Source organism: Moorena sp. SIO3I6 (genome assembly GCF_010672095.1).
On sequence record NZ_JAAHHU010000341.1, the window covers coordinates 1 to 4,707 of the forward strand.

Sequence of the window (4,707 nt, forward strand, 5' to 3'; positions counted from 1 at the left end):
ATGTGAGTCCGCGTTCTATTCAATTTTGATTTTTGATACTTCGGGATCATACTGTTCATATACCCATTCCAGTTGCAGATGCCGCTTTAATTTCTCGAGTAATTCTTCAACGTTCACAGGCTTAGAAAGAATATCGATCCAGCCTATATCCTGACTCTGTTGGTGTTCTAATTCATAAACACTGGCAGATGTCGCGATTACCATGATCTGTTTCAATTGCTCTGATGAGCGGATACGTCGCATCATTTCAAAGCCATCCATCACTGGCATCACTAAGTCAGTAATAATTAAGTCAGGGTGAAATTCTATAGCTTTTTCCAAACCCTCAACCCCATTACTCGCTTCCAAAAGTTTAAATCCCAGAGGTTGTAAAAAATTAACAATAAAAGAGCGATTCTTGGGTTTGTCATCTACCACTACTATTTTACGCACCTTGCCCTGAAAACCAACGATAGTATTGGTATAAATTTTAGTTTTGTGATCCATTACTGTGGTAGTAGGTAAATCCAAATCCACAGAAAAAACACTACCCTTGCCAGAAGTACTTTCAACTTTGATATGACTTCCCATGAGATTAACAATTTTCTGGCTAATAGCTAATCCCAGACCAGTGCCTTGATCTCGAATAGCACTATCCCCAAATTGTTCAAAGGGTAAAAATATTGTTTCCAATTCTTCTGGGTTGAGTCCGATGCCAGTATCTTCGATTTTAAATCGAATTTTAACCATGGGTGATTGGGAGACTTTGCCCATTAGTGGCATGATTTTGTCTGTGATAACTTTTCCCTCTTCCCCCTCTTCTCCCTCTTGCTGATCTCTATAAATCCTAGGGAGTGGTGGTTGTAGGGCTTTATCATTACTGATCACCTCTACCTTGAAGGTTACTCCGCCATGGTCAGTAAACTTAATAGCATTGCTCAGGAGGTTAATCAGAACTTGTCGCAGTCGTTTTTCATCAGCCACAATCCCTGCTGGTAGATAGGATGAGGGTTGATAAATAAAAGAGATACCCTTTTGCTGAGCTTTGATACGGCAGATTTCTACAACCGAGATCAAAAAAGTAGGAAAATGAATCTCTTTCGGCAACAGTTCCATTTTCCTGGCTTCGATTTTCGACAGCTCTAAGATGTCATTGATCAAGTTGAGCAAGTGAGTACCACATTGGTAAACGAGATCGATACTATGCTTTTGTTTAGGGCTAGCGGTTTTATCCCGTTGGAGGATTTGGGCATAACCTAAAATGCCATTGAGAGGAGTACGCAGTTCATGAGTCATATTGGAGAGGAATTCACTTTTGGCTTGGCTAGCTAATTCAGCAGCTTCTTTAGCTTTTGCCAGTTCAATGGCTTGTTGTTTTAACTCCTGATTTTGGAGTTGCAGCTTTTCAGTTAACTCCTGAATCCGTAAATGATTGATTATCCGAGTTAAGAGTTGCTCATGTTGGAGTGGCTTAGTGACATAATCGACTCCCCCAACTTCAAATCCTTTCACCTGATCCTCGGTACTAGATAACGCCGTCATAAAAATTACAGGAATATCTTTAGTAGCCTGATCCGCCTTCAATCGACAGCAGGTTTCAAAGCCATCTATACCTGGCATCAAAACATCCAGTAAAATAATTTGAGGATGGGCATACTTAGCGCGTTTTAACCCACTTTCACCATCTTGGGATACTAAAATTGTGAATCCACAATCTTCTAAATAATCAAAGGCAACCCTTAAATTTGTGGGATTATCATCAATAATCAATATGGTATACTTTTTTAATTCAAAGTCATTTGTTTTAGCAATTACACTCATGGATTTTATTCCAGATGCAGATAATCTTTAAACAAGGTAACAATTGCTTGTTATTGAAACCCTTCGGCTAAGTTTTTGAGTTTGGTGGGCTTTGGGAATGTAGTTTTCATCGACTGGTTCGAGGTATAGCAATTCCTAAGTATTCAGCGATCAGCCATTCCCGTAGCGTGGCCAACGGCCAAGGCCAACGGCTGACTGCTGACTGCACCTCAAGTAGCACCATCTGTAGCGCATATGCTTACAGCAATTCTGGCGGAGGTTGTGAACTCTCATGGGGGTCTCAATAGACAACAGAAGCGAAAAAGATTCTGGAAGTCTTGCCCCAATTGAGCTAAAACCGCGCTTTCCTGAGAGGTCTAATCGATTGTGAACTCTCACGCGGGCATCCTGCCCGCACTACCAGGAATTTTGGACTTCTGGATTTTCACAACTCGCCCACGAAACCCGATAGTGAGTTCCTGGGCGAATTTTTGTCATACTGCCCAGCATCGCCAAGTTTATAGAGCACTTCCATTTCCTGAGGGGGGGTACTACAAAGCGTTGATCACAACTGGGTTTTGACCCCTGTTAGGACTTACGCAAATCCCTCAATTTAACGCTACCTGTAGGGTGGGCAAGGTTTTGCCCACCCTACCCATGGATTGTGTGCGTAAGTCCTGCCTGTGATCAAGCTACAGGCTGTTGAGATATTGGCTGATATACCCACTCTAACTGCAAATATTGCCCTAAGAAAACCAGTTACTGTTCCGGAAGAGGGGGAACAGACCTTCAGTGGGGCAACAAAAGGGGGATTGACTAATACCTATGATCACTTCCAATCAGCAAAAATTTGCTTGATTTGTGCGATCGCTTGATGGGTAGCTTGCGCCACAGACAAACCATCTACAACTATTGTTCTAATCGCTTTACCCCAAACATTCTGGGATTGTACTTCAGCGTAAATTGGGGTGAAGACTTGATAGGGTAGACGGGTCGTTTGTTGTAACTGCTTTAGAGCCACTGAAATATGGGGATCTGTTCCATCATTCCAGAATCGGTCTGGTAAAGCTTTAGGCAAAACAGAAACAAATCGCCCTTGAGAACCTTGGATGTATGTTTTCAGATTTTGTGGTTGTACCAAATAGAACAAGAAATCCTTAGCAACCTGCTTTTTATCCGATCTTTCCAACAGAATTACCTGCCCAATTGAAGCGATGGGTTTCATAGGCTCGACCTTTGGCTTGTTCGGCCATGGCACAGTAGCAAGTTGCTTGGTGTAAATTGCCTGATCTTGCCGTTGGGAACCGGGAATCGATAGGGATGGGTTAGCTGTCATTAAAGTAGTGCGGCTAAGAAAGGCAATATTATTATCAGTGTTTCCCCAATCCACTGCTTCCGGTGGTACCGTACCATTCTTATAGAAGTTGGTATATTTCGCTAAGGCAGCGGTAATCCCCTGATGCACTTGGGGATTATCTAAGCGTAACCGACCATTGGAGTTGATCAGTTTGACATTGTAAGCTTCTAGGAAGTTTTCAAAAATGTCGAAGGTATCAGAAGCCTCGGACATGGGTAAACCAATACCATAAATAGTCTGTTGACCCTGGTGACGTAGTTGCTGTTGAGCGAAGTGCCAAAACTGCCAAAACCCTTGCCAATCCTTAGGAATCGCGTCTGGTGTCTTACCAATAGCTGCCAGTAAGTCTTGCCAACAGTGAATGTAGACTGAATACTGCATGATCGGGACAGCATAGTAGCTGCGCTTCTTCGCCACATTGTTCAGGTAAGTGACACTCTGTAGAACACTGCCAGTGTATAGCTTTTCGAGAGGTTCTACTACCTCAGAAACATCTGCCAATTGGTTGTTCCATGCTAGACGGGGGATGATCTGGGTATCCGCTTCAATACTATAGAAGATGTCCGGAGGGTTGCCTGCTGCGATCGCATTATTGAGTTCCTTTAACGTATCTTTTTCAGATAAAAGGCTAAGCTCAACCTTAATTCCACTCTTTTGTGTCCACCTGGCGATGATTTCTTTGAGTGCATCAGTTTCCTCTGGATAATAACCCTGACTCCACCAGATGCGCAGCGAATTACTCCGGTTTATCGTAAATCCTTTGGTAGACTCAACTTGATTCTTACTACAGTCAGCTAACCCCAGACCAAATAAGAACAAGGATAGTCGAGTAAATTGGCGTCGCTGCATGATTCTTGAACCTCGAAACCGTTGTGCAGACGTGACAACTCTACTCCTACCGATGAACCAATCGTGGTCATTTTGCCAAAGAATAAGCCCCTAAGAGCACTATCCTTAAGGTGGACAAAAGTAGTTTTTTTCACGGACGTATGACCTATGGTGGACTATTTTATCGAAGCTACAGAACGCCCTTGGATGAGCATTTATTTAAGAATTATTGCCTTTGTCTTTGCCTATGGCGCGATTGTCCACTTTAGTAATATAGCAGGTTTTGGTGAAATACCGTGGTTAGAAACACCTTTAACCTGGAGAATTGGCGATGTTTTTTATGGCATTCTCGATACAGCAGCAGTGATTGGACTTTGGCAGCGACAAGTGTGGGGCATTGGATTGTGTTTAGTGGGAATTCTCTCTCAGTTTATTATTTACACAGTATTTATCGATTATTTTGCCGCCACCCCTGAGCAAAGACAAACCATCTACGGTCTTTTGGGAACTGAAGCAATTTTAGTGCTAATATTGACTACATTATTACTGTTAAAAAAGTAATTTTTTGGATAACTAAACAGTGTACGCTATCAGCTATCAGCTATCAGCTATCAGCTATCAGCTATCAGCTATCAGCTATCAGCTATCAGCTATCAGCTATCAGCTATCAGCTATCAGCTATCTGCTATCAGCTAATGCGCTAGGCGCATTAGCTTTGATGGGCAAATCCCCAGACTTTAAAT

General features: G+C 42.5%; 4 protein-coding genes. 2 read left to right on the forward strand and 2 right to left on the reverse strand.

The annotated features are described in order from the left end of the window. Positions 1-15: 15 nt before the first annotated feature. The gene (locus F6K49_RS35600; RefSeq protein ID WP_293104364.1) at positions 16-1,800 is read right to left on the reverse strand and encodes a response regulator; all 1,785 of its coding nucleotides are present in this window, start codon (positions 1,798-1,800) and stop codon (positions 16-18) included. 662 nt (positions 1,801-2,462) lie between these two features. Between F6K49_RS35600 and F6K49_RS35605 the strand changes: the two genes are divergently transcribed. Beyond that, complete coding sequence (locus F6K49_RS35605) at positions 2,463-2,654, forward strand: hypothetical protein (RefSeq protein WP_293065000.1); 192 nt, start codon at positions 2,463-2,465, stop codon at positions 2,652-2,654. On the opposite strand, the gene F6K49_RS35610 is transcribed toward F6K49_RS35605, so the two are convergent. After that, the gene (locus tag F6K49_RS35610) at positions 2,609-3,985 is read right to left on the reverse strand and encodes an ABC transporter substrate-binding protein (RefSeq protein ID WP_293104367.1); all 1,377 of its coding nucleotides are present in this window, start codon (positions 3,983-3,985) and stop codon (positions 2,609-2,611) included. The two genes, F6K49_RS35605 and F6K49_RS35610, sit on opposite strands and share 46 nt — an antisense overlap. Positions 3,986-4,132: 147 nt before the next feature. Between F6K49_RS35610 and F6K49_RS35615 the strand changes: the two genes are divergently transcribed. Further along, the gene (locus F6K49_RS35615; protein WP_293065006.1) at positions 4,133-4,525 is read left to right on the forward strand and encodes a hypothetical protein; all 393 of its coding nucleotides are present in this window, start codon (positions 4,133-4,135) and stop codon (positions 4,523-4,525) included. Positions 4,526-4,707: the final 182 nt, after the last annotated feature.

Coding starts and splice junctions, on each gene's coding strand:
- F6K49_RS35600 (WP_293104364.1), bottom strand. CDS start 1,800: ATGAGTGTAATTGCTAAAACAAATGACTTTGAATTAAAAAAGTATACC.
- F6K49_RS35610 (WP_293104367.1), bottom strand. CDS start 3,985: ATGCAGCGACGCCAATTTACTCGACTATCCTTGTTCTTATTTGGTCTG.
- F6K49_RS35615 (WP_293065006.1), top strand. CDS start 4,133: ATGGTGGACTATTTTATCGAAGCTACAGAACGCCCTTGGATGAGCATT.